17 protein-coding genes and 1 pseudogene are annotated in these 20,935 nt (G+C 43.1%); 15 read left to right on the top strand and 3 right to left on the bottom strand.

Translation table 11 applies throughout. The features are described from left to right. The first annotated feature begins 13 nt into the window (after positions 1 to 13). The 3 genes and pseudogenes from lysA to DXA54_RS25080 all read left to right on the top strand — a co-directional run bounded on the left by lysA (position 14) and on the right by DXA54_RS25080 (position 4,215). Positions 14 to 1,174 carry a diaminopimelate decarboxylase gene (lysA, locus tag DXA54_RS25090; protein WP_004304026.1) on the top strand — a complete coding sequence of 387 codons (1,161 nt, stop codon included), beginning with the start codon at positions 14 to 16 and terminating at the stop codon, positions 1,172 to 1,174. A 141-nt stretch (positions 1,175 to 1,315) separates the two neighbouring features. Next, a complete protein-coding gene (locus DXA54_RS25085) occupies positions 1,316 to 1,795 on the top strand; it encodes a ferritin (protein WP_004304025.1) in 480 nt (159 codons plus the stop codon). Between the two features lie 156 nt (positions 1,796 to 1,951). Beyond that, positions 1,952 to 4,215, top strand: a pseudogene (locus DXA54_RS25080) (ATP-binding protein). A gap of 31 nt (positions 4,216 to 4,246) precedes the next feature. Here DXA54_RS25080 and DXA54_RS25075 read toward each other — a convergent pair. Then, a complete protein-coding gene (locus DXA54_RS25075) occupies positions 4,247 to 4,654 on the bottom strand; it encodes a DUF2721 domain-containing protein (RefSeq protein ID WP_004304023.1) in 408 nt (135 codons plus the stop codon). Between the two features lie 202 nt (positions 4,655 to 4,856). Then, positions 4,857 to 6,050: a glycine C-acetyltransferase gene (gene kbl, locus DXA54_RS25070; protein ID WP_008648592.1), complete on the bottom strand. Its 1,194-nt coding sequence runs from the start codon at positions 6,048 to 6,050 to the stop codon at positions 4,857 to 4,859. A gap of 136 nt (positions 6,051 to 6,186) precedes the next feature. Between kbl and DXA54_RS25065 the strand changes: the two genes are divergently transcribed. The 5 genes from DXA54_RS25065 to DXA54_RS25045 all read left to right on the top strand — a co-directional run bounded on the left by DXA54_RS25065 (position 6,187) and on the right by DXA54_RS25045 (position 11,455). Further along, on the top strand, positions 6,187 to 7,140 hold the full coding sequence (locus DXA54_RS25065) for an NAD-dependent epimerase/dehydratase family protein (protein WP_004311497.1): 954 nt from the start codon (positions 6,187 to 6,189) through the stop codon (positions 7,138 to 7,140). Next, complete coding sequence (locus tag DXA54_RS25060; protein WP_004297036.1) at positions 7,140 to 7,988, top strand: DUF4348 domain-containing protein; 849 nt, start codon at positions 7,140 to 7,142, stop codon at positions 7,986 to 7,988. The genes DXA54_RS25065 and DXA54_RS25060 overlap by 1 nt, the downstream gene beginning before the upstream one ends. Positions 7,989 to 8,035: 47 nt before the next feature. Beyond that, entirely contained in the window at positions 8,036 to 9,028 is a 993-nt protein-coding gene (gene murB / locus DXA54_RS25055) for a UDP-N-acetylmuramate dehydrogenase (RefSeq protein WP_008648590.1), read from the top strand. 10 nt (positions 9,029 to 9,038) lie between these two features. Further along, entirely contained in the window at positions 9,039 to 9,797 is a 759-nt protein-coding gene (locus DXA54_RS25050; protein ID WP_120080935.1) for an MBL fold metallo-hydrolase, read from the top strand. A gap of 83 nt (positions 9,798 to 9,880) precedes the next feature. After that, positions 9,881 to 11,455, top strand: a complete 1,575-nt coding sequence (locus DXA54_RS25045) for a DUF3352 domain-containing protein (RefSeq protein ID WP_008648588.1) — start codon at positions 9,881 to 9,883, stop codon at positions 11,453 to 11,455. Between the two features lie 105 nt (positions 11,456 to 11,560). Here the strand turns inward: DXA54_RS25045 and DXA54_RS25040 are convergent, their stop codons facing one another. Further along, positions 11,561 to 11,935, bottom strand: a complete 375-nt coding sequence (locus DXA54_RS25040) for a DUF3127 domain-containing protein (protein WP_004311494.1) — start codon at positions 11,933 to 11,935, stop codon at positions 11,561 to 11,563. Positions 11,936 to 12,088: 153 nt separating this feature from the next. Between DXA54_RS25040 and dnaN the strand changes: the two genes are divergently transcribed. The 7 genes from dnaN (at position 12,089) to DXA54_RS25005 (ending at position 20,794) form a co-directional block, all read left to right on the top strand. Next, entirely contained in the window at positions 12,089 to 13,213 is a 1,125-nt protein-coding gene (gene dnaN / locus DXA54_RS25035) for a DNA polymerase III subunit beta (protein WP_004297029.1), read from the top strand. Positions 13,214 to 13,314: 101 nt separating this feature from the next. After that, positions 13,315 to 14,094: a 3'-5' exonuclease gene (locus DXA54_RS25030; RefSeq protein WP_004297028.1), complete on the top strand. Its 780-nt coding sequence runs from the start codon at positions 13,315 to 13,317 to the stop codon at positions 14,092 to 14,094. Then, on the top strand, positions 14,094 to 15,302 hold the full coding sequence (gene coaBC, locus DXA54_RS25025) for a bifunctional phosphopantothenoylcysteine decarboxylase/phosphopantothenate--cysteine ligase CoaBC (protein WP_008648587.1): 1,209 nt from the start codon (positions 14,094 to 14,096) through the stop codon (positions 15,300 to 15,302). The genes DXA54_RS25030 and coaBC overlap by 1 nt, the downstream gene beginning before the upstream one ends. A gap of 33 nt (positions 15,303 to 15,335) precedes the next feature. Continuing rightward, positions 15,336 to 16,997 carry a DNA repair protein RecN gene (gene recN / locus DXA54_RS25020; protein ID WP_008648586.1) on the top strand — a complete coding sequence of 554 codons (1,662 nt, stop codon included), beginning with the start codon at positions 15,336 to 15,338 and terminating at the stop codon, positions 16,995 to 16,997. 41 nt (positions 16,998 to 17,038) lie between these two features. Beyond that, positions 17,039 to 17,782 (top strand): 23S rRNA (guanosine(2251)-2'-O)-methyltransferase RlmB, encoded by a 744-nt coding sequence (rlmB, locus tag DXA54_RS25015; RefSeq protein ID WP_004297025.1) that lies wholly within the window; start codon positions 17,039 to 17,041, stop codon positions 17,780 to 17,782. 1 nt (position 17,783) lies between these two features. After that, entirely contained in the window at positions 17,784 to 19,490 is a 1,707-nt protein-coding gene (locus DXA54_RS25010; RefSeq protein WP_120080937.1) for a serine protease, read from the top strand. A 359-nt stretch (positions 19,491 to 19,849) separates the two neighbouring features. Then, positions 19,850 to 20,794 carry a tyrosine-type recombinase/integrase gene (locus tag DXA54_RS25005; RefSeq protein WP_032852542.1) on the top strand — a complete coding sequence of 315 codons (945 nt, stop codon included), beginning with the start codon at positions 19,850 to 19,852 and terminating at the stop codon, positions 20,792 to 20,794. The last annotated feature ends 141 nt before the right edge of the window (positions 20,795 to 20,935 follow it).

Raw genomic sequence — 20,935 nt, 5'->3', positions numbered from 1 at the left:
AGTTTTTCGAATTATGAAGGGAATATTTCCAATCGATAAATTCCGCACTTTGCAGACACCTTTCTATTATTACGATACCAAAGTGCTGCGCGATACATTGTCGGCTATTAACCATGAGGTTGCCAAATATCCTAATTATTCAGTGCATTACGCTGTTAAAGCAAATGCTAACCCGAAAGTACTTACCATCATCCGTGAGAGCGGAATGGGAGCCGACTGTGTGAGCGGTGGAGAAATTCGTGCCGCTATCCGTGCAGGATTTCCGGCCAATAAAGTTGTTTTTGCAGGAGTAGGTAAAGCAGACTGGGAAATTAACCTCGGGCTGGAGTACGGCATCTTCTGTTTCAATGTAGAGTCTATTCCCGAACTGGAAGTAATCAATGAATTGGCTGCTGCTCAAAATAAGGTGGCTAATGTTGCTTTCCGTATCAATCCGGATGTAGGCGCACATACTCACGCAAATATCACTACCGGTTTGGCGGAAAACAAATTCGGTATCAGCATGCAGGATATGGACAAGGTGATAGATGTGGCGCAGGAGATGAAAAACGTAAAGTTTATCGGGCTTCATTTCCACATTGGTTCACAGATTCTGGATATGGGCGATTTTGTAGCTCTCTGTAATCGTGTCAATGAATTGCAGGATAAATTGGAAGCTCGCAGAATTCTGGTAGAACACATTAATGTAGGAGGTGGTTTGGGAATTGACTACGGACATCCCAATCGTCAGGCTATTCCGAACTTCAAGGATTACTTTGCTACCTATGCCGGACAACTGAAATTACGTCCTTATCAGACCTTGCATTTTGAATTGGGACGTGCAGTTGTAGGACAGTGCGGTTCCTTAATCTCTAAGGTTTTGTATGTAAAACAAGGCACACGGAAGAAATTTGCCATCCTGGATGCAGGTATGACCGATCTTATCCGTCCGGCTCTGTATCAGGCATTCCATAAAATGGAAAATATTACTTCCGAAGAACCATTGGAGGCATACGATGTAGTAGGACCGATCTGTGAATCGTCGGATGTTTTCGGAAAAGCAATTGACCTGAACAAAGTGAAGCGTGGTGACTTGATAGCCCTTCGTTCTGCTGGTGCTTATGGTGAAATAATGGCTTCCGGATACAACTGTCGTGAACTGCCGAAAGGATATACTTCCGACGAACTGGTGTAAGTAAAAAATGAACCACTACAATCAAAATGTGAATGTAGTTTAAAAATATAGGGTGCATGGAACAATTTTAACTGAAAGCTTGTTATTTTTGTAATGAGTTCAAAAAGAAACTACATTAACAACTTAATAAAAAATACGATTATGATTTCAGAAAAATTACAGAATGCAATTAACGAACAGATTACTGCTGAAATGTGGTCTGCTAACCTGTATCTAGCAATGTCTTTCTATTTTGAGAAAGAAGGTTTCAGCGGTTTTGCTCATTGGATGAAAAAGCAATCCCAGGAAGAAATGGGACACGCTTATGCAATGGCAGATTATATCATCAAACGTGGAGGAACTGCTAAAGTAGATAAAATAGATGTTGTTCCTAACGGATGGGGTACACCTCTCGAAGTGTTTGAACACGTTTACAAGCATGAATGTCATGTTTCTCAATTGGTAGACAAGCTGGTAGACGTAGCTGCTGCTGAAAAGGATAAAGCAACACAGGATTTCTTGTGGGGATTTGTTCGCGAACAAGTAGAAGAAGAAGCTACAGCACAAGGCATTGTTGACAAGATCAAGAAGGCTGGTGATACCGGAATTTTCTTTGTAGATTCACAATTGGGACAGCGTTAATGATGCTACTCTGAAAAAATAGTTCTTTATATAGATAGAAGCTGCCTGAATTTCTGTTCAGACAGCTTCTTTTTTTTCACTTATTAGGCTTATATGTTCGAAAATAAACTACCTTTGTATTACGAGTCAGAGAAAAATTAATCCCGATTATTATAAATGAATGGTGTGAATAGAGGAATTTTTAGATTGCTCCCTGTATTTTTATTGCTCTTTTTGGGGGTGAGTAGTTGTTCTCAAAAAGAAGAACGGCGTATTCTGGTTATCCACTCTTATGAGGAGACTTATGCGGCTTATCCGGAATTTAACCGGATGATAGCGGAGCAATTTGAAAAAGAGAAAATTGATGCTGATATTCGTACCGTTTATTTAGACTGTGAATCCTACTGGGAAGAGCCGGAACTTGAGCGGATGCGCTTTCTGGTTGATTCCGTATCGAAAGACTGGCGGCCGGAAGTGATTCTGGTGAATGAAGACTAGGCTACTTATTCATTGATGAAATGCGGAATTCAGTTGGCGAAAGAAGTGCCTGTAGTTTTTGGTGGTGTCAATTATCCGAATTGGGGATTACTGAAACATCATCCCAACGTGACAGGCTTCCATGACAAGATAGCCTTTAATGAGAATATCAGTGTGGCAAAAGAGCTTTTCGGTGAGCACGTTCGTTTGTTTACCATGCTTGATACTACCTATATCGACAGACAAATCAGAAGAGATGCAAAGGAGCAGTTTAAAGGATATAAAGTGACCGGATTCATAGATAATCCCGAACTTTCTCCTGAAGAACAGATACGTTTGGCACAGGAAGAAGGCTATACCCGTTTCATGGCTATTCCTTTGCGTAATGCCAGAAACCATTCGAATGCTACTTTTATGTGGGTTTTGAACAGGAGTTACCGCGATCAATGTTATATCCAGTTGAAACGTGATTACACCACTATTAATATTGGGAGTATCTGTGGTAGTCCTAGTCTGACAGCCATCAATGAAGCCTTTGGGTTTGGTGAGAAGTTGTTGGGTGGATACATCACTTCGCTGCCTATTCAGGTAGAAGAAGAGGTGAAAACTGCCGTTCGCATATTACATGGCGCAAGCCCTTCGGATATACCCATTGTTGAAAGCCGGAAAGAGTATGTCGTAGACTGGAATACAATGACGCAAATTGGTTTGAGTAAGGAAAGTATTCCTGCTAAATATCGTATTATCAATATTCCGTTCAGAGATGAATATCCATTTTTGTGGGGAGCCTTAGTCGCTTCATTTGTTCTTTTCCTGATTTTACTTTTTGCTTCTCTTTGGTGGCTATATCTTCGGGAACAGATGAGGAAAAAACAGGCTCTTATAGCATTGGCTGATGAAAAAGAAACATTGTCATTAGCCATTGAGGGTGGAATGACGTATGCTTGGAGATTGGATAAGGGTTGTTTTGTTTTTGAAGATGCATTCTGGGCGTCGCAAGGGTTAAATCCTAGACAACTATCGTTTAAGGAATTCATGAGCTTTATTCATCCCGATCATTGGGAGGGAGTGAAGTTCAACTGGCGAAATCTGAAAAGTGCTCATAAAAAAATTGTGCAGGAGCTTTGTAACTTCGACGGTAAAGGCTATAGTGGTGGGAGTTTCGTTATACTACTAAACAGCTTTCGGGTGGTGAATATAAAACAGCAGGTTTGCTGCTCAACATACAAGATATAAAAGATCGTGAAGAGGAACTGGAAGCTGCACGCTTACTCGCTGAAAAGGCAGAATTGAAACAATCATTCCTGGCAAATATGAGCCATGAGATACGTACTCCACTTAATTCGATTGTGGGTTTTGCCAATATTCTGGCATTGGAAGATGGATTGAGTTCCGTAGAACGCGAAGAATACATCGGCACTATTAATAAGAACAGCGAGTTGTTGCTCAAATTGATTAACGATATTTTGGAGCTTTCTCGTATCGAATCAGGCTATATGTCTTTCTCGTTTAAGAAATGTAGGGTGAGAGAGCTGATTGATGACATTTATATGACTCACCAGGTATTGATTGCTCCACGCCTGGAATTCCTGAAAGAAGTGGATAATATACCTTTGGAAATTAATGTGGATAGAGAGCGCTTGATACAAGTTCTAACAAATTTCTTGAATAACGCCAGTAAATTTACGGAAACCGGATATATCAAATTAGGGTATATTTATCTGCCGGATGAGGGGCATGTGCGGATTTATGTAGAAGATACTGGGAGAGGTATTCCACGCGAAGAACAACGGATGATTTTCAGCCGTTTCTACAAACAGAACGAATTTTCACAGGGAGCAGGATTGGGGCTTTCTATTTGTCAGGTAATTATAGAAAAACTGGGTGGAAGGATTGAACTCAAATCCGAAGTAGGCAAGGGAAGTCGCTTTACGGTCATCCTTCCTTGCCGGGTAGTGTCTTGATAAAACTTAATAGGAGGGATTGTCAACCGTGTTATTTTTTGTTTTTCCCTTTCTCCATCGTTCCCAAGTAAATCTCCAGTGAACGGGTGGAAATCTGTATTTCGCGGAAAGATACGCCTAGAGAGGCTATCAACAGAATCAGTGCCAGTCCGAATACGTAAGCAGAAAATAATTGCAGTCCGATATAAATAAGAAACATACTGACTACGCAAAGAAAAAGACTTGCAATACCCAGTCCTTGCATTGTACGGGTCAGGTTCAACCGTTTCCGTAAATTCTCGATTTGAGCTTCAGTGATATCCGAAGGGTTCTCCACGTAGCGGTCACGCAGTTGGCGCACAAGTTGGGCATACGATAAGAAACGGTTGGTGTAAGCCAACAAAATCAATGAAACTGCCGAGAAAAGTAGGGCAGGAGTAGTGAGGGTCAGTTCTTCCATAATCTATTTTTTGTAGTCAAGTAGCGGTTCAAAATTCATTTTATAAAAGAGAATTTAGGTGCAGATTACATAGATTTCACGTATTATACGTTTTTTAGAATGAAGCTTGTTATAAAGCAACTGTGTAAGATACGTGAAATCTGTGTGATCCGTGTAATCCGCGCCTAAAATATAGATTCCGCAAGGAAACCTTGCTTCGGAGTTATTCCGCTTTCAATACGTTGAGCTCTTTACCTACCTTGATAAAGGCAGCGATACACTTGTCAAGATGTGCTTTTTCGTGTCCTGCAGAAATCTGTACACGGATGCGGGCCTGATCTTTCGGCACTACCGGATAGTAGAAACCTGTCACATAGATACCCTCCTCCTGCATACGTGCAGCGTAAATCTGGGATAACTTCGCATCATATAGCATAACAGCACAGATAGCACTTTGTGTCGGTTTAATATCAAATCCGGCAGCCGTCATCTTATCGCGGAAGTAGTTTACATTCTCGACGAGTTTATCATGTAATGCATTGCTCTCTTTCAGCATCTTGAAAACTTCAAGACTTGCACCGATGATACCCGGAGCCAATGAGTTGGAGAACAAATACGGGCGACTACGTTGACGGAGTAAATCAATGATTTCTTTACGCCCGGTGGTAAATCCTCCCAGTGCACCGCCGAAAGCCTTACCCAACGTTCCGGTATAAATATCTACACGTCCGTGAGTCTTATACAACTCGCTTACGCCATGACCAGTGGCACCTACCACACCGGCAGAGTGAGACTCGTCCACCATTACTAACGCATTGTATTTCTCGGCAAGATCACAAATCTGATCCATCGGAGCTACATTGCCATCCATTGAGAACACACCGTCCGTAACAACAATACGGAAACGTTGTGCCTGCGCTTCTTGCAGACATCTTTCCAGGTCTTTCATGTCAGCATTGGCATAACGGTAACGTTTCGCTTTACAAAGACGTACCCCGTCAATGATAGAAGCGTGGTTTAGCGAGTCCGAGATGATGGCATCCTCTTCAGAGAAAAGCGGTTCGAATACACCGCCGTTAGCGTCAAAGCAGGCAGCATACAGAATCGTGTTTTCAGTCTGGAAATAGTCCGAGACGGCAGCTTCCAGTTCTTTGTGTATATCTTGTGTTCCACAAATGAAACGGACGGATGACATTCCGTATCCACGGTTGTTCATCATTTCCTGCGAAGCCTTGATTAATCGGGGATGATTGGACAATCCTAGATAGTTGTTTGCGCAGAAGTTTAATACTTCCTTACCTTTTACAGTGATGGCAGCTTGCTGCGCACTTTCAATCAGTCGTTCTTCTTTATAAAGTCCGGCTTCCTTAATTTCAGCCAATGTTTGGCGGAGATATTCTTGCATTTTACCGTACATAGTGTTTGGGTGATTAAGTTATATTGCAAAGGACACAATTTTTCTTGGAATAACAATGTCTTTTTGATTAAAATCTGAAAAAAAAGTGCTTACTTTGCGCACTATTTAAGCTTGATATTCTAAGTCAGAAGAAAAAATGGAACACATTTTGATTATTGGAGCTACCGGACAGATAGGGTCGGAGCTGACGATGGAGCTACGGAAACGTTACGGAAATGCAAATGTAGTAGCAGGTTATATTCCGGGTGCAGAACCTAAAGGGGAATTAAAGGAGTCCGGACCGTCGGCTATTGCTGATGTAACGGACGGAGAAGCGATCGCATCTGTAGTAAAAGAGTATCACATTGATACGATTTATAATTTGGCTGCTCTGTTGTCCGTAGTTGCCGAGTCGAAACCCAAGCTGGCCTGGAAAATAGGCATCGATGGATTGTGGAATGTGCTGGAAGTGGCACGTGAACAAGGGTGCGCAGTGTTTACTCCGAGTTCTATCGGTTCGTTTGGCGCTAGTACGCCTCACACGAAAACACCGCAGGACACCATTCAACGTCCCCGTACCATGTATGGAGTCACTAAAGTAACGACAGAGTTATTGAGTGATTACTATTTTAATAAATACGGTGTCGATACCCGTGCTGTCCGTTTTCCGGGCATTATTTCGAATGTGACCCCTCCGGGAGGAGGTACGACCGATTATGCTGTCGATATTTACTACTCGGCAGTGAAAGGAGAAAAGTTTGTGTGCCCCATTAAGCAAGGCACTTTAATGGATATGATGTACATGCCGGATGCGCTGAATGCAGCAATCACACTGATGGAAGCCGATCCGGCAAGATTGATACACCGCAATGCTTTCAATATCGCTTCCATGAGTTTCGATCCGGAAACGATATATCAAGCTATCAAGAAGCATGTGCCGCAGTTTGAGATGATTTATGATATAGATCCTTTGAAGCAGCGCATAGCCGATAGCTGGCCCGATAGTCTGGATGATACCTGTGCTCGTGAAGAGTGGGGATGGAAGCCGGCCTACAATTTGGAAAGCATGACGGTGGATATGCTTGAAAAGTTAAGAGAGAAACTGAAATAATGAAAAAACTAATTGCAGGGGTCATACTGCTCGGTATATTGAGCTCTTGTGGAAACAAGAAAACAAATATTGACCCCTTCGCATCTATTACTAAAGAGGTGGATTCAGTCCGGCAGATAGCCGATTCTAGCCACCATGACAAATCGCCGGAAGATCCGCAGCCTATACAGGCGGATGAATCTTTTGATGATTTTATTTACAATTTTGCTTCCGATGATGTGTTACAGCGTCAGCGTGTGAAATTTCCATTGCCCTACTACAATGGAGATAAGAAGTCAAACATCGAGGAACGCAACTGGAAGCATGACGACTTGTTTACCAAGCAGCATTATTATACACTGCTGTTTGATAGAGAAGAAGACATGGATCTAGTAGGAGATACCTCCCTCACTTCTGTGCAGGTAGAGTGGATGTTCGTGAAAACACGAATGGTGAAAAGATACTATTTTGAACGTATCAAAGGTGCATGGATACTGGAGGCAATCAACCTGCGGCCCATTGAACAAAGTGATAATGAAAACTTTGTTGAGTTTTTCGGACATTTTGCAACGGATAGTCTTTTTCAGAGTCAGCGTGTGCGGGAGCCGTTGGCTTTTGTAACCAGTGATCCGGACGATGATTTCTCCATTTTGGAGACAACCCTCGATCTTAATCAGTGGTTTGCCTTCAAACCGGTACTTCCTGTCGACCGCCTTTCTAATATTAATTACGGACAGCGGAATGACGATGATTCGCCCACGAAAATCCTGGCGTTGAAAGGTATCGGAAATGGTTTTTCCAATATCCTTTATTTCCGCCGGAAAGCCGGAGAATGGGAATTGTATAAGTTTGAAGATACAAGTATCTGATACAGGTTACGACGCACTATAACAGTATAACTTATAACTAAAAATATATGTATTCTCTTTTGCCCTACAATACATTCGGCATCGATGTCAGTGCCGCTCGTTTTTTAGAATATTCTTCGGTTGAAGAACTGAAGAAGCTGGTTGTGCAAGGTGCCATTGTGACACCTTTTTTGCATATTGGTGGCGGCAGTAACCTGTTGTTTACCAAAGATTACGACGGATTGATACTCCATTCCCGCATTGAAGGAATCGAAGTGACGGAGGAAGATGAACACTCTGTGTCGGTACGAGTGGGAGCGGGAGTAGTATGGGATGACTTCGTTGCATATTGCGTAGAACATGGATGGTATGGAACGGAGAACCTGTCGCTCATCCCCGGTGAGGTCGGAGCGAGCGCGGTACAGAACATCGGAGCTTATGGCGTTGAAGTGAAAGATCTGATAACAGCTGTGGAAACGGTGAACATTCAAGCTGAAGAACGCGTTTATTCGGTGGAAGAGTGTGGATATACCTACCGTAACAGTATCTTTAAACGCCCGGAAAACAAGTCGGCTTTTGTCACCTATGTCCGTTTCCGACTTAGTAAAAAAGAACATTATACGTTAGATTATGGAACCATTCGTCAGGAGCTTGAAAAATATCCGGCATTGACGCTTTCTGTTGTACGGAAAGTGATAATTGATATTCGTGAGAGCAAGTTGCCCGACCCGAAGGTAATGGGAAATGCCGGCAGCTTCTTTATGAATCCCATTGTGCCGAAAGAAAAACTGGAAGCCCTGCAGCAGGAATATCCCCGGATGCCTTACTATGAGCTGGCAGAAGATCGGGTGAAAATTCCGGCAGGATGGATGATCGACCAATGCGGCTGGAAAGGTAAGGCCTTAGGTCCGGCTGCCGTACATGATAAACAAGCGCTGGTGTTAGTGAATCTTGGTGGAGCAAAAGGTAGCGATATTCTTGCGCTTTCAGATGCAGTCCGAGCCTCTGTTCATGAGAAGTTCGGCATTGATATCCACCCGGAAGTTAACTTAATAAATTGAGAAGTAACAAGTGAAAGTAAGAATCATTGGAAGTGGAACATCGACGGGAGTACCCCAAATCGGCTGTACATGTCCGGTTTGTACTTCTACCGATCCGAAAGATAACCGATTGCGTGCATCTGCTATTGTTGAGACAGATGATGCGCAAATTTTGATAGATTGCGGTCCGGATTTCCGGACACAGGTATTGCGTCTTCCTTTTGAGAAGATAGATGGTGTGCTCATTACGCATGAACATTATGACCATGTGGGCGGGTTGGACGATTTGCGTCCGTTTTGCCGATTTGGTTCAGTGCCTATTTATGCGGAAAATTATGTGGCGCAAGGCTTGCGCTTGCGTATGCCCTATTGCTTTGTTGACCATCGTTATCCGGGAGTTCCTGACATTCCTTTGCAGGAAATCTCGGTGGGGCAGGCCTTTTCTGTTAACCACACGGAGGTACTTCCTTTACGTGTGATGCATGACCGATTGCCTATTCTGGGATATCGTATCGGGCAATTAGGTTATATCACTGATATGCTGACCATGCCCGAAGAATCCTATGAACAATTGGCGGGAATAGATGTTTTGGTAGTGAATGCACTTCGGATTGCCACGCATCCTACTCATCAGAATTTGGAAGAAGCATTGGCAGTGGCGCAGCGCATTCAGGCAAAGAAGACGTACTTTATACACATGAGTCATGATATGGGCTTGCATGCGGAGGTTGAAAAGAGCCTTCCGGAAAATATTCACCTGGCATTCGACGGATTGGATATCTATCTTTGATTATCGGTGAAATTTTTAGCAAAAGTTTTGTTTTCTTTGTAGAAATTATTATTTTTGCACCTAGCCGATAAACAGCGAATATTATGAAACTTCGTACGATAGTGAAAATAGCGATCACGTCTTCTGTTGTACTTTTGTGCTCAGGTTTCGCATTGTACTCTTTTTTTAGACTGTCGGCGGCCGAAGGGCAGAAAGATTTTGATCTTTATGAACTGGTTCCATCCACCACTTCAGCCGTATTTGTTACCGATGATGTGCTCGAGTTTGTAGCGGAGGTCGATGATCTGACTTGTAGTAAAAATCAGCAATATCTTTATGTATCCAAACTTTTTTCTTATCTGAAACAAAGCCTTTATGCCCTCTCGGAAGATACTCCCCATGGCTTGAGTCGGCAAATGAATCAGATGCTGATTAGTTTCCACGAACCGGATAACGAACGGAACCAGGTACTTTATTGCAGATTGGGAAATGGGGATAAGGAATTGGTAAACAGGTTTGTGCGTAAATATATATCTTCGCTTTATCCACCGAAAACGTTTGTTTACAAAGGAGAGGAAATAATCATTTACCCGATGGCAGATGGTGATTTTCTAGCCTGCTATCTGACGTCTGATTTTATGGCATTAAGTTTTCAGAAAAAACTGATTGAAAACGTTATTGATGCATATAAGAGTGGTAAATCATTGGCAGATGATCCTACCTTTACAGGAGTGCGTGCTCCCAAAAAAAGTGCAGCGACCGCCACAATCTATGCCCGTATGAAAGGGATGATGGGATGGACGGAATTTGACATGAAGATGAAAGATGATTTTATCTATTTCTCCGGCATCACTCATGATGCAGACACTTGTTTTGCATTAATAAAACAACTTCGCCAGCAGCAATCAGTCAAAGGCTTCCCGGGTGAAGCACTGCCCTCCACTGCTTTCTATTTTAGCAGACAGGGGATTACGGACTGGGCGTCTTTACTTTCTTATGGAAATGCGCAGGAGCAGAACGGGGCAGTCCGCACGAGTGAAGTGCAGAATAGAGATAAGGAATTTTCCCGCTATCTGATGGAAAATGCCGGGCAAGACCTGGTTGCCTGTCTCTTCCAGCGTGAAGATACGTTGCAGGATGCAGCGGCAGTCTTGAGCCTGTCTGTGGCAGATGTGACGGAAGCTGAAAGGATGCTTCGTACCCTTGTCAATACTGCTTCAGCAGATGAAGGAAGAAAAACTCCCCGTATTACTTTTGGTTATACTGTAAATAAGGCATACTTGGTCTATCGGTTGCCTCAAACAACATTGTTTAAACAACTGACCAGTTTTGTGGAGGCCACTTTGGATGTGTATGCGGCGTTCTATGACGGGCGTTTGTTGCTTGCTCCTGATGAGAATGCTCTGTCACAATACATTCGCCAACTGGATAAAGGCGAAGTGCTTAATGGAGTAATGGCCTATCAGGCAGGCATGGATCACTTGTCTGATTCATACCACTTTATGTTGATGGCGGATTTTGACCACATATTTCGGCAATCAGAAAACCACGTTCGTTTTGTACCGGATTTTTTTCTGCGTAACGCCGATTTTTTCCATAATTTCACCCTCTTTGTTCAGTTTGCCTGTACAGACGGAGTGGTATATCCTAACATTGTTTTGAAATATAAATCAGAATAAAAAATGACCGTTTGTTTACAATCGTTTTTCTAAAAAAAACTCCCGACAGAATTTAATCCTATCGGGAGTTTTTTATGCTTATTCGTCCGGCGAATGGCTTTCGGTTTAAAATGGCAGATCGTCTTTGGCATCCCCCGGAGTAAATTCCGGCATAGCTGACGGAGGTGGGGGAGGAACGGGAGAACCGGAAGCCATCGGAGCACCTGCACCAACACGTTCTACTTTCCATGCACGGATACTATTGAACCAACGATCGTTCCACTGACGGGCGTCAACGTCGAATGATACAGTTAGTTCTTCGCCCATTTGAATGTTGAACTGCTCAATTTTGTCTGCGCCAAATACGTCGAAGCACATCTTGCGCGGATATTGGTCGTGGTTTTCGATAACGTACTCTTGTGATTTCCACTCGTTGCCGCTAGTTTTTGAAACTCCGCCTCTCGGGGGGAGGATAGCGATGATTTTTCCTGTAAATTCCATTGCGATAATTTTAAATTCTGGGGCGAAGTTACAATTTTTTAGTAATATCCCTCACACAATGCCTGTTTTTTTCTTTTGTTTTATTGGGCAGCCCAAATCTTTTTTCGTAACTTTGTGCGATAGAACATTTAAAACTTAAATACACGAAAATATATGAAATTTATCGTTTCAAGTACTGCTCTTTCCAGCCATTTACAGGCCATCAGCCGTGTGATTAATTCAAAAAATGCGCTGCCAATTCTCGATTGTTTCCTCTTCGAATTGGAAGACGGAACATTGTCTGTGACTGTATCCGACAGTGAAACAACGATGGTGACTACCGTAGAAGTGAATGAAAGCGATACAAACGGGCGTTTTGCCGTAGTAGCGAAAACATTGCTTGATGCACTGAAAGAAATCCCGGAACAACCACTTACATTTGAAATCAATCCGGATAATTATGAAATAACAGTGCAGTACCAGAACGGAAAATACAGCCTGATGGGGCAGAATGCGGATGAATTCCCGCAATCGGCTACACTGGGTGATAATGCAGTCCGTGTAGAAATGGAGGCAAGTGTACTTCTGGGAGGTATCAACCGTTCGGTATTTGCTACTGCCGATGACGAACTTCGTCCGGTGATGAACGGTATTTATTTCGATATTACCACAGAAGACATCACAATGGTTGCTTCAGACGGTCATAAACTGGTGCGTTGCAAGACATTGGCAGCCAAAGGTAACGAGCGTGCAGCCTTCATCCTTCCAAAGAAACCGGCTACTTTGCTTAAGAATCTTTTGCCGAAAGAACAAGGCACAGTGACGATCGAATTCGATGAACGTAATGCTGTATTCATGCTCGAAAGCTACCGGATGGTTTGCCGCCTGATTGAAGGACGTTACCCGAACTACAACTCGGTAATTCCGCAGAACAACCCGCACAAAGTGACCGTAGACCGTCAACAGTTGGTAGGAGCTTTGCGTCGTGTGTCTATTTTCTCATCGCAGGCAAGCAGTTTAATTAAACTCCGTATGCAGGAAAACCAGATTGTGATTTCCGCACAAGATATTGACTTCTCTACTTCTGCCGAAGAAACACAAGTTTGCCAGTATGCAGGTGCAGCAATGAGCATCGGTTTCAAATCGACATTCCTCATCGATATCCTGAACAATATTTCAGCAGACGAAGTAGTCATCGAACTCGCAGATCCTTCACGTGCCGGAGTAATCATCCCGGTAGAGCAGGAAGAAAACGAAGACCTGCTGATGCTGCTGATGCCGATGATGCTAAATGATTAATAGTAATCACCGCAAAATAACACAGAGTTCTACAGAGCAATAAATACATAAAACACTCTGTGGAACTCTGTGTTACTCTGTGGTGGAAAAAATAATTAGAAATGAAATTAAACCTGAAAAATCCCATTGTTTTTTTTGATTTAGAAACAACCGGAACCAATATCAACACAGACCGAATTGTTGAAATCTGCTATCTGAAAGTATATCCGAATGGAAATGAAGAAGCAAAAACATTACGTATCAATCCTGAAATGCATATCCCGGAAGCATCTTCTGCTATACATGGCATTTATGATGCCGACGTAGTCGATTGCCCTACTTTCAAAGAAGTGGCGAAAAACATAGCCAGGGACATTGAAGGTTGCGATTTGGCAGGATTTAATTCCAATCGTTTTGATATTCCTGTCCTTGCTGAAGAGTTCCTTCGCGCCGGAGTGGACATTGATATGACGAAACGCAAATTTGTAGACGTACAGGTGATCTTCCACAAAATGGAACAACGCACCCTGTCTGCTGCCTATAAATTCTATTGCGACAAGAATCTGGAAGATGCACACACTGCCGAAGCAGATACACGGGCCACTTACGAAGTGCTGAAAGCACAACTCGACCGTTACTCCGATCTTCAGAATGATATTGCGTTCCTGGCAGATTATTCAAGTTTCAGCAAGAATGTAGACTTTGCCGGACGCATGGTGTACGATGATAATGGGGTGGAAGTGTTCAACTTCGGAAAATATAAAGGAATGTCTGTAGCCGAGGTTTTGAAGAAAGATCCCGGATATTACAGTTGGATTTTGAATAGTGATTTCACGTTGAACACTAAGGCGGCATTGACAAAAATCCGTTTGCGTGAAATGAGTAATTTGATTACAAAATAATGCTAAAAGGAAAAAAAATAATTCTTGGAATTACCGGCAGTATTGCCGCGTACAAGGCGTGCTATATCATTCGTGGACTGATAAAACAGGGAGCGGAAGTGCAAGTCGTAATTACTCCGGCGGGAAAAGAATTTATTACTCCCATCACTCTTTCGGCTTTGACCAGCAAACCAGTCATTAGTGAGTTTTTTGCCCAGCGTGACGGAACGTGGAATAGCCACGTCGATCTCGGATTGTGGGCGGATGCTGTATTGATTGCACCTGCCACTGCCTCTACTATCGGTAAAATGGCCAATGGAATAGCCGACAATATGCTCATAACAACTTATCTTTCGGCAAAAGCTCCCGTGTTTGTTGCTCCGGCAATGGATCTCGATATGTTTGCCCATCCCGCCACCCAGAAAAATCTGGATATACTGCGTTCCTACGGTAATCACATTATCGAGCCGGGAACAGGAGAATTAGCCAGCCACTTGGTAGGAAAGGGACGTATGGAAGAGCCGGAAAACATCATCCGGGTATTGGATGAATTCTTCGCTTCGAGTGATGAACTATCCGGAAAGAAAGTGATGATTACAGCCGGACCTACTTACGAAAAAATTGACCCGGTGCGTTTCATAGGCAATTATTCTTCCGGAAAGATGGGATTTGCGTTGGCAGAAGAATGTGCCCGTCGCGGAGCGCAGGTGACATTGATAACAGGTCCTGTGCAACTCAAAACGAAACATTCCCGTATCCGGCGTGTAGATGTGGAATCAGCAGAAGAAATGTATGCGGCTTCACAGATCTATTTTCCAGATGCTGATGCAGGTATTCTTTGTGCGGCAGTAGCCGACTACCGTCCGGAAACAGTGGCCGACAAGAAGATTAAGCGGGAGAAAGAAGAGGAACTAACCCTCCATCTTCAGGCAACACAAGACATCGCTGCCAATTTAGGAGCACTGAAAGGGAAAAATCAGTTATTGGTTGGCTTTGCCCTCGAAACCAATAATGAGCAGCAGAATGCCGAAGGAAAGCTCGAACGCAAAAACTTCGACTTTATTGTGCTCAATTCGTTGAATGATGCTGGAGCCGGTTTTCGCCATGATACCAATAAAATAAGTATCATCGACAGGAAAGGTCGTACAGACTATCCTCTGAAGCCGAAGACGGAAGTAGCCCAAGACATCATCGACCGTCTGGTAGTCACTCTGTCTTCCGGTTTTTAATTTCTAATCTTTAATCTTTAATTAAAATAGAAGGTGTTACGTTCACTATACATTCAGAATTACGCATTGATAGAAAAACTGGATATCAGTTTTGAAACAGGCTTTTCCGTTATAACAGGTGAAACGGGAGCCGGAAAATCAATTATTCTGGGAGCTATCGGACTCCTGTTAGGACAGCGTGCCGATGTGAAAGCGATTCGCCACGGAGCTTCCAAATGTATCATAGAGGCACGTTTCGATATATCTGCCTATGGTATGCGTCCGTTTTTCGAAGAAAACGAGTTGGAATATGATGAAGAGTGCATTTTGCGTCGTGAAGTGCAGTCTTCCGGTAAGAGCCGGGCATTCATCAACGATACTCCTGCTTCGTTGGCACAAGTGAAAGAGCTGGGCGAACAGCTGATAGATGTACATTCGCAACATCAGAATCTGCTGCTTAATAAAGAAGGATTTCAGTTGAATGTGCTTGATATTCTGGCGCATAATGACGCTGCATTGGCGAAATATCATCTGTGTTATGACGAATGGAAACAGACAGATCGCGAACTCGCTGAATTAGTGTCACTGGCAGAGAAAAGTCGCTCCGATGAAGATTATATCCGCTTCCAACTCGAACAGCTCGAAGAAGCCTGTTTGGTGGAAGGCGAACAGGAAGAACTGGAGCAGGAAGCTGAAACATTAAGTCATGCAGAAGAGATAAAAGCCGGACTTTACCGGGTGGAGCAGTCGTTTACTTCGGATGAAGGTGGCTTGCTTTCTTATCTGAAAGACAGTCTGAATACACTGAATAATCTGCAAAGAGTATATCAGCCGGCTAAGGAACTTACCGAACGTATGGAGAGCGCTTATATCGAACTGAAAGATATTTCGCACGAAGTCTCTTTACAAAGTGACTCCGTTGAATTCAATCCGGTCCGTCTGGACGAAGTGAATGAACGGTTGAATCTGATTTATTCCTTACAGCAGAAACATCGGGTACAAACCCTTGATGAATTGATAGCGCTAACGGATGAATACCGCAGCAAATTGTCGGACATCACTTCCTATGATGAGCGTATCGCCGAACTGACTGCTCGCAAAGAGGAACAATATAAACAAGTGAAACAACAGGCAGAAGTGCTGACCAAAGCCCGTACGAAAGCTGCTCGTGAAGTAGAAAAACAGCTGGCTGTCCGGTTGATTCCATTAGGAATGCCGAATGTTCGTTTCCAGATAGAAATGGGACTGAAGAAAGAGCCGGGATTGCAAGGAGAAGATACAGTCAACTTCCTGTTTTCCGCCAATAAGAACGGCACCTTGCAGAATATCTCTTCCGTAGCTTCAGGAGGTGAAATCGCTCGTGTCATGCTTTCTATCAAGGCAATGATTGCCGGAGCCGTCAAGCTGCCGACCATCGTATTTGATGAAATAGATACCGGGGTCTCCGGTGAAATAGCCGACCGTATGGCGGACATGATGCAGGAGATGGGCGACCGCAACCGTCAGGTAATCAGTATCACCCACCTGCCGCAGATTGCTGCCCGTGGGCGTGCTCATTATAAGGTATACAAGAAAGATAGCGATACGGAAACCAACAGCCATATCCGCCGTCTCACTGACGAAGAACGGGTAGAGGAAATAGCTCACATGCTTAGTGGTGCCACTCTGACCGAAGCTGCCCTTAGCAATGCCAAATCCCTGCTTGCCCGTAACTGATAAATAGTGAATAGTAAATAGTAAAATAGTAAATCAACCAGATGTTAGATAAAAGTGAAATGATTTTCGGCGTTCGTGCCGTGATAGAAGCCCTTCAGGCTGGAAAAGAGATAGATAAGATCCTCGTGAAGAAAGATATTCAAAGTGATCTTTCCAAGGAGCTTTTTGCAGCTTTGAAAGGTACGTTGATACCTGTTCAGCGTGTTCCGGTAGAGCGTATCAACCGTATTACCCGGAAAAATCATCAAGGAGTGATCGCCTTCATTTCTTCTGTGACTTATCAGAAAGCGGAGGATCTTGTTCCTTTCTTGTTTGAGCAAGGAAAAAATCCGTTTTTTGTTATGCTCGACGGAGTGACCGATGTACGCAATTTCGGGGCGATTGCACGTACCTGCGAATGTGCGGCTGTCGATGCCGTGATTATTCCTGTCCGGGGTAGTGCGTCGGTCAATGCTGACGCCGTGAAAACATCGGCAGGAGCGCTACATACTCTTCCGGTATGCCGTGAGCAGAACCTCCGTTCGACTCTGCAATATCTGAAAGATAGTGGTTTCCGCATTGTGGCTGCTACCGAAAAAGGAGATTATGACTATACCAAGGCCGATTATACAGGTCCCCTCTGCATCATAATGGGAGCTGAGGATACAGGAGTTTCTTATGAAAACCTTGCCCTCTGTGATGAATGGGTGAAAATTCCGATGCTGGGCACTATCGAATCCCTGAATGTCTCTGTAGCTGCCGGTATCCTGATTTACGAAGCTGTGAAACAAAGAAACAATGACTGATATGAAGAAGATTTTAATTCTACCTTTGCTGCTTTTCTTCCTGGTACAAGGAAGCATGGCACAAACCCCAAAATGGGTAGAGAAGGCAAAACGTGCAGTCTTCTCAATAGTGACTTATGACAAGAATGATAAAATGCTGAATACGGGAAACGGATTCTTTGTGTCCGAAGATGGATTGGCTTTATCAGATTATACTCTTTTTAAAGGAGCTGAACGTGCGGTAGTGATTACTTCCGAAGGCAAGCAGATGCCGGTCAGCCTGATACTTGGAGCGAATGACATGTATGATGTCATTAAGTTTCGTGTGGCTATCACCGAGAAGAAAGTGCCTGCGCTGGTCGTTGCTAAAACAGCCCCGGTGACAGGAGCCGATGCGTGGATGCTTCCTTATTCTACACAAAAAAGTATCGCTTGCGTTACTGGTAAGGTGAAAGATGTTTCCAAAGTAGCCGGAGAATACCATTATTATACATTGAGCATGCATATGAAAGATAAGATGGTGAGCTGTCCGGTGATGAATGCGGAAGGTCAGGTATTTGGTATTGCGCAGAAATCATCCGGTATCGATACGGTGACTACTTGTTATGCGGCGGGAGCAGCTTTTGCCATGTCGCAGAAAATCAGTGCTCTTTCTTTGGGAGACGCTGCCTTGAAAAGCATTGGTATCCGGAAAGGTTTACCCGAAACGGAAGATCAGGCATTAGTGTATCTGTTCATGGCCTCTTCGAGCCTCTCGGGCGAGGACTATGAAAAGCTGTTGGATGACTTCATTCGCCAGTTCCCTGCCAATGCAGATGGTTATCTCCGTCGTGCCAATTATTATGCATCTAAAGGTAAAGATGATCAGACCTGGTATGATAAAGCCGTTGCCGACTTTAATCAGGCTCTGAAAGTAGCCCAGAAGAAAGATGATGTATATTATAATATAGGTAAGCTAATGTATGCTTATCAATTATCGAAGCCGGAGAAAACTTATAAAGACTGGACGTATGACACCGCTTTGAAGAATGTCCGTCAGGCAATCGCTATTGATTCGCTGCCAATTTACATTCAAATGGAAGGTGATATACTGTTTGCCCAACAAGACTATGCTGGTGCTTTGGCTGCTTATGAAAAGGTAAATACTAGCAATATTGCTTCTCCGGCCACTTTCTTTAGTGCTGCCAAGACGAAAGAACTGCTGAAAGGGGATCCGAAAGAAGTGGTAGCCTTAATGGATAGCTGTATTGCCCGTTGCCCGCAACCGATTACGGCCGACTTTGCTCCATATTTGTTGGAACGTGCGCAGATGAATATGAATGCCGATCAGGCGCGAAATGCAATGCTCGATTATGATGCTTACCATACGGCAGTCAAGGGAGAAGTGAACGACGTGTTCTATTATTATCGCGAACAGGCAGCTTTGAAAGCACGTCAGTTTCAACGCGCTTTAGACGATATTGCCAAGGCCATCGAGATGAATCCGACAGACCTCACCTACCAGGCAGAGCATGCAGTTGTAAACCTCCGTGTAGGACGGTATGAAGAAGCCATTCAGATTTTAAATAATATATTGAAGACTGATCCTAAATATGGTGAGGCTTACCGTTTATTGGGACTTTGCCAGATACAGCTGAAGAAGATAGATGAAGCTTGCGGCAACTTTAAGAAAGCGAAAGAATTGGGTGATCCGAATGCAGATGAATTGATAACCAAATACTGCAAGTAAAAAGATCATCTTCTTGAAGATAAAAAATGAATCCCTGCCAACTCGAAAATTGGCAGGGATTCCTCGTTTTTGGGGACGTTGTATAAAAAACTCTCTCTCTTTTTTATTTTTCCCCACTTCACTTGTTAAGTTCAGGTTGTAGGTTTTAATGATATATGGTTTGATTTCCCTTTTTCCCCTCTTTTATAAGTTAAATGCATGGTTATTGAAAATACTGCATGGCTTCACTTATTTTTTTTAGAAATAATTCGAATTTCTATCTAAAACAGTAAGTAAATTTAAAATCGTGGTTCATTTTATCTATAATCTTACTATATTCCGCACGTTTTTAATAACACGTATGAGATAAGTTATAATTTATGGAAAAAAATCGATTTACTATTTGTGCAAACAATTACATCGACTGTTTGCGACAAGAGGGTCGTTATTCTACGGCCCATGTGTATAAACACGCTATTCGTTCTTTTTCGCAGTTTTGTGGAACTCAATCCATCACGTTTAGTAAGATAAACCGTGAAACTCTAAAGAGGTATAGCAACTATCTGATGGCTTCCCGTTTGAAGCCCAATACGATTTCTACGTATATGCGTATGTTGCGTAGTATCTACAATCGTGGTGTCGATATGCATCAGGCTCCTTATGTACATGGTTTGTTCCGGGATGTTTTTACCGGGGTGGACACACGTCAGAAGAAAGCTATCCCGATCAGCGAACTTCACATGCTATTAAACAAAGATCCTCAATCGGAAAAGCTTCGCCGGACGCAGGCCATTGCCAATCTGTTATTTCAGTTTTGTGGAATGCCTTTTTCTGATTTAGCCCATTTGGAAAAGTCCAATCTGGAGCGGGGGCTTTTGAAGTACAATCGTACCAAGACCGGTACTCCTATGAGTATAGAAGTGCTGGAGTCAGCGCAGAATGCAATTGGGGGATTGTACAATAAATCTGACACCCGGAGTTCTGGCTATCCTGATTATCTTTTCCGGATATTAAGCGGAGCGTACAAGCGGAATGAAGAAGGAGCCTATCGTGAGTATCAGTCAGCTTTGAGACGTTTTAATAATGAGTTGAAAAGCCTGTCCAGAAAATTAAGGCTACATTCGCCCGTCACGTCGTATACGCTTCGTCATTCTTGGGCTACGACTGCTAAGTACAGAGGTGTACCTATCGAAATGATTAGCGAATCACTAGGACACAAATCTATTAAAACAACACAGATATATTTAAAGGGTTTCGAATTGGAAGAAAGAACAAAAGTAAATAAATTGAATTATTCTTACGTTTGTAATTTTAAAATGCTCTGATTAATATTATTAAAGCATTATGTATTAGGGACTTAATGCTGATGTTACTTCTTAGGTAACGGAATTATATTCGCTACAAAGATAGGTAAAAATATGGCACTTAGACGATACTGACACCGTATAACAAAAAGTTATAGCTCG

It is taken from the genome of Bacteroides sp. OF03-11BH (genome assembly GCF_003604005.1).
Taxonomy (GTDB): Bacteria; Bacteroidota; Bacteroidia; order Bacteroidales; family Bacteroidaceae; genus Bacteroides; species Bacteroides ovatus.
The sequence above is the reverse complement of the archived record's forward strand: the minus strand, read 5'-3'. Positions and strand labels throughout refer to the sequence as shown.